The organism is Bacillus sp. DB-2 (assembly GCF_003315125.1).
In the GTDB taxonomy this organism is placed as follows: Bacteria; Bacillota; Bacilli; order Bacillales; family Bacillaceae_G; genus Bacillus_A; species Bacillus_A mycoides.
The window spans coordinates 1-4,503 of sequence record NZ_QNRN01000037.1 but is presented as its reverse complement, the minus strand read 5'-3'; the positions used below and the strand labels follow the sequence as shown (position 1 = coordinate 4,503).

1 protein-coding gene and 4 pseudogenes are annotated in these 4,503 nt (G+C 33.5%); all 5 read right to left on the bottom strand.

The genetic code is table 11. From position 1 onward, the window contains the following. Nucleotides 1-209: 209 nt before the first annotated feature. Complete coding sequence (locus tag DET63_RS29970; RefSeq protein ID WP_113938655.1) at nucleotides 210-668, bottom strand: ASCH domain-containing protein; 459 nt, start codon at nucleotides 666-668, stop codon at nucleotides 210-212. 247 nt (nucleotides 669-915) lie between these two features. After that, nucleotides 916-1,677, bottom strand: a pseudogene (locus DET63_RS29965) (peptidase M20); the annotation flags it as partial. 371 nt (nucleotides 1,678-2,048) lie between these two features. Continuing rightward, nucleotides 2,049-2,693 (bottom strand): annotated as a pseudogene (locus DET63_RS29960) (ABC transporter permease); the annotation flags it as partial. Then, nucleotides 2,686-3,339 (bottom strand): annotated as a pseudogene (locus DET63_RS29955) (ATP-binding cassette domain-containing protein); the annotation flags it as partial. The pseudogenes DET63_RS29960 and DET63_RS29955, both read right to left, overlap by 8 nt. Then, a pseudogene (locus DET63_RS29950) lies at nucleotides 3,314-3,934 on the bottom strand (response regulator transcription factor); the annotation flags it as partial. The pseudogenes DET63_RS29955 and DET63_RS29950, both read right to left, overlap by 26 nt. Between the last annotated feature and the right edge of the window lie 569 nt (nucleotides 3,935-4,503).

Sequence of the window (4,503 nt, the reverse complement as noted above, 5' to 3'; positions counted from 1 at the left end):
TCTCTAGCGCCGATGGTAGTTGGGACCTTGTCCCTGTGAGAGTAGGACGTCGCCAAGCAACTTTAAGACGAGTCAGAATGACTCGTCTTTTTTGTGTTTAATGAAATAAGCTTGTTATTAATGGCTCAAGAAATCCATTGATAACAAGCTTATTTGTTTAAAGATAAATGTATTTATCTAGTATGGACTTCCGGTAAAATCGTTATTTATCATAGCTTCACTTTGTTTTTTACATCGATAAGCTTAAAACGTTCGCAAACGAGCAGCATATCTTCAGAAAAACTAAGACCAAGTTCGCTTAGTTCCTTTGTAAAAAACTGAATATGGGTATCTCTCCAGTAACTATAGGTACGATCGCCTTCGCCTTCAGCGATAGCGAATTCTTCAGTCACTTCATTCATTGGCATTATAGTTACTTCTATTGTCTTAATAATAGCTACAGGTTCATCCTGACTATTGAGTACAATACTATAATCGTTAGTTGTTGGTAGTGGTTCATTTTCTAATTCATAAAAAATATGGGCCGAGCATGTTGCGGTTTTCACACCATCAATGACTAGTTTAGCGAGATAATCAGGAGAATCACCAAATTGCCAAGCTGTAACAGATTCTGGTTTTTCATTGTTTCCCCAATAAGTATCCCAATATGATTGTGCTAATGGATTCATTTGTATTTTTACCTCACTTTAGCTAAAGTTAATTTTCTTTATAAACCCTGGACAATTTGCTTATTTGTAATAGCTTTGTAGTCATTTAAAATTTGTATTGTTGTATTACGGATTAATAAAGATAATACGCTGAATGAATAGGGTTTGTAAACACGTTCTGTCCATTTATGGCCATCTTTCCCGTAGACGCCCATATAAATAGATGGGATGTTTAATTTCTGGATTGTTTCGTATGGTAATGGATATAGTTGTTATGTAGTCTATTTGTGATTTGGGCTGCAATAAAATTAGGATCAATGCCAGACAATGTATCACCTACATGTACTTCTCTTCCGTAAATATAGAAACAAGGAAGAAGTTTACCTGAAGTTCCTGTATAAATGTAACGCTAAGTATCTCCATCATATAAAGGTGTTATAAAATCATTGTTAATAGCCAAACGATACTGTAATTGTTTTTTTTGCTTCAGTCTTTCGAGTTCGGTTAAGGCAGAGATAATTCCACGATGTTCCCCTTCTTCATCGAATAAGAGAAGTAAATTTCCTTCAAATAAATGCACATGTTCTGAGAAGTATAGTATATTGGCTAGATGAATGGCAGCGCCGCTTTTCATATCAAGAGAACCACGGCCGAACAGCCACTCTCCAGGTTTTGCATCGGTTTGAAAATATTGTTCGAGTGTTTCAGGAGAGAAAGCATGTTCTTTTAACGATCCGAAGTCTTCAATGCCAACCGTATCTAAATGAGAAGGATAGATAATAGTAGAAGTTGAATCATGTTTCCCTTTTACAAACGCAAATGCATTTTTCCTCCCTATTGGATCATGAGGGACATATTGAATCCATACATGCTCAGGATATTCTTGAAAATAAGGGAGGCTTTTTAAAATACCATATAGTTCATCTATAATACCGACTTCGCCGATGGTGCTGTTAATACTATTAAATGAAACTAAATGATTTGTTAGCAATTCGATCTGCTGTTCTAATTGTGTATATAGACATAGGATGAAACCTCCTTAAATCTTATAATTGGGAGTCTTTCGTAGAGAAGATAAGTGCAAGTGAAATATAGTACGATTACTTAAATGCAAGGAAGTAGTTTAATAGAACGTTTGTTCTGTATTGGTATAATGGGCATATTCAATCAATTGAGGTGATTATTTTTAATTCAGTATATGTGTTTAAAGAAGAAATGCTATTATTAGGTTCGGATTTCAAATATAGCTTTTAACGTTACATATTTTAATGAAGTGTCGATTGATAGCAAAGAATATTCTGATTATTAATATTGATCTATTACCCACTATGCCATATTGAAGTGAGTAATACTAGAGATGAAATAGATAAAAACCGATATTCCTTGAATATCGGTTTAATAATATGTGGCTTGTAATTCGTTATTTGCTATATCTAGAGTAGCGGTCCATGGGAATAGGTCTTTATATTTTGAATTTACGATCATAAGGTTAGTCATTGTAATAATGATTGTTAATATAATAGGCGGTACATAGGTCTTCATTACAAGAGTTAGTAGTACAATAGGTGAAGACAAAAGAAAGAGAAGTCCACCACATATTAAAAATTTTACGAGAGAGCCTAAAAGTAAGGTGATACTAAACCCAGGGAAGCTACCTATTAGCCCTAATAATAAAGTTAGCGCCCAAGCAACTAAAGTTAGCATCATGATCCAAAGGAATAGAAGGATAAACTTACTTATAATAAAGTTAATACGTGATACTGGGATAGTTAGCAAGTTTTTTAATGTATCTTCCGTGTATTCACGGGTAAATAGATAAGCGATTACAACTCCATATAAGGGGAATCCTATAATTAAAGTAGTGTATAGGTTAACTTCAGTGAACAGTTGACCAAATAAAATAGTTGGAGTAGGCTGCTTTGTCTTCAGGTGTATATAAGAAGCTACAACCACTAAAAATGGCGCGACACCTGCTCCGATAATACTAATCAAAAACATATTGGATCGTTTCAATTTTAATAGTTCTGTATAAAGCAGATTAACCAATTGTGCCACCCCCAACTAGTTTGGTGAAATAATCTTCTAGTCTATCTTCGCTCATCACAATTTTTAATACTTCAATATCATTACGAACTAATGTTCTGTTGATGTGTCCTTGCTGTCCAAAGTGAGAATAAACGCGAATGTTTCCTTCATCATGTACCTCATAATCAAAAATTTTAAAATGATTTTCTAATAGCATCGCAGCTTTATTATCATTATTTACTTGGAATTCTATGTACTTACGATTGGCTTTACGCAGTGTATCAAGAGAAACTTCTTCTAATAACCTTCCTTCATGAATAATTCCCATACGATCGACTAGTTGTTCCACCTCAGCTAATATATGACTAGAAATGAGTATCGTTATATTTCTTTCTTGAGCTAAAGATTTAATGAGTTTTCGCATTTCTTTAATACCGATTGGATCTAGTCCGTTAGTTGGTTCATCTAGTATGAGTAGTTCAGGATAATGGAGAAGAGCACGTACAATTCCTAAGCGTTGCTTCATTCCTAAAGAGTATTTTCCTACTAATTTTTTTGTTTCGTGCTGTAAGCCTACAATTTCTAATGCTTCTTCAATTGCATTCCTTTTGTGAACTCCAATTATCTTTGCATTAATTAATAAGTTCTCTCTTGCAGTTAAGTTTTCTAATATGTACCATAACGGTATTATCATCTTCTATATAATTAGCGTCCCACACATTTCGGAAGAGTTTTGTTTTTGTAAATAATTGCTCTGGGTTGGAAGAGAAGAACTTTACTAGTTTAAGTTTTTTTTCGGTTAACACAATCTCTTGTCCGTTCGTAGGGACTTGTGTGTTTTTTTAAATCAATGGTTAGTCCCTTAAATGTTAAAGTTGTTTTTTCTTGTAAGTTAGTGTTGCTTCCGAGAAATAAAAAACGTCGCATAAGAGCCTTTACTCTTGCAACCACTTCGTGAATACTGAAAGGCTTCGTAATATAATCATCAGCACCGATGCTTAAGCCTAAAGTTTTAGCAACTTCGTGATCTTTAGCAGTTAGCATTAATAATAGGGATGTTAGTTGTATCTCTAAGCTTTCTCCATACTTCGATCCCATCTACTTTAGGCATCATAAGATCTAATATAAAGAGGTTATAGTTGTTTTGATTAAATAATTGCAGACGCAGTATCTACTATGTATAACTCTCGTTCTAAATATCTTTTTAATAAATCACGGATTTCTTTATCATCGTCTGCTATAAGAATACATATATCTTTCATATCGTCACCTGATTCTAATAGAATGGTTATTGATAGTACAATTTGATAAACACAGGGGAAAAGGGAGCAGTAATGAAAAATAAAGCAACTTTCTACTTATATACTATTAATTATTAAAATAAGGTTGTCAGTTTAGCTGAAAAGAATCAATCGTATGAGTTCGGTAAGATGGGGGAAGCAAGTCCTTTGTAATAGAGAAGTTTCTAAATTGTAGAAGGATAGATTAATAAAGAAAAGTAGACGATGGTTTCTATTTTAATGAAATCTTTATAGGGCCTGATTTAGAGCTAAAATGGTGTGAACATATTAAATTAAATATCTTTGTAAAAAGGTGTTGACGATTAGAGTTTAGAGGTGTAATATAGAACAAGTCGCCGATAGCAACAATGCAGAAAGCGACAAAAGAAATAAAAAAACTTGGTTGACATTGAAATATGAAAATGTTAACATAAGGGAGTCGCAAATGAGCGGCAAACAAGTTCTTTGAAAACTGAACGAAACAAACAACGTGAACGTCAATTTTTATTTTTAGATGCTAGACAAACTAACTTTATTGGAGAGTTTGATCC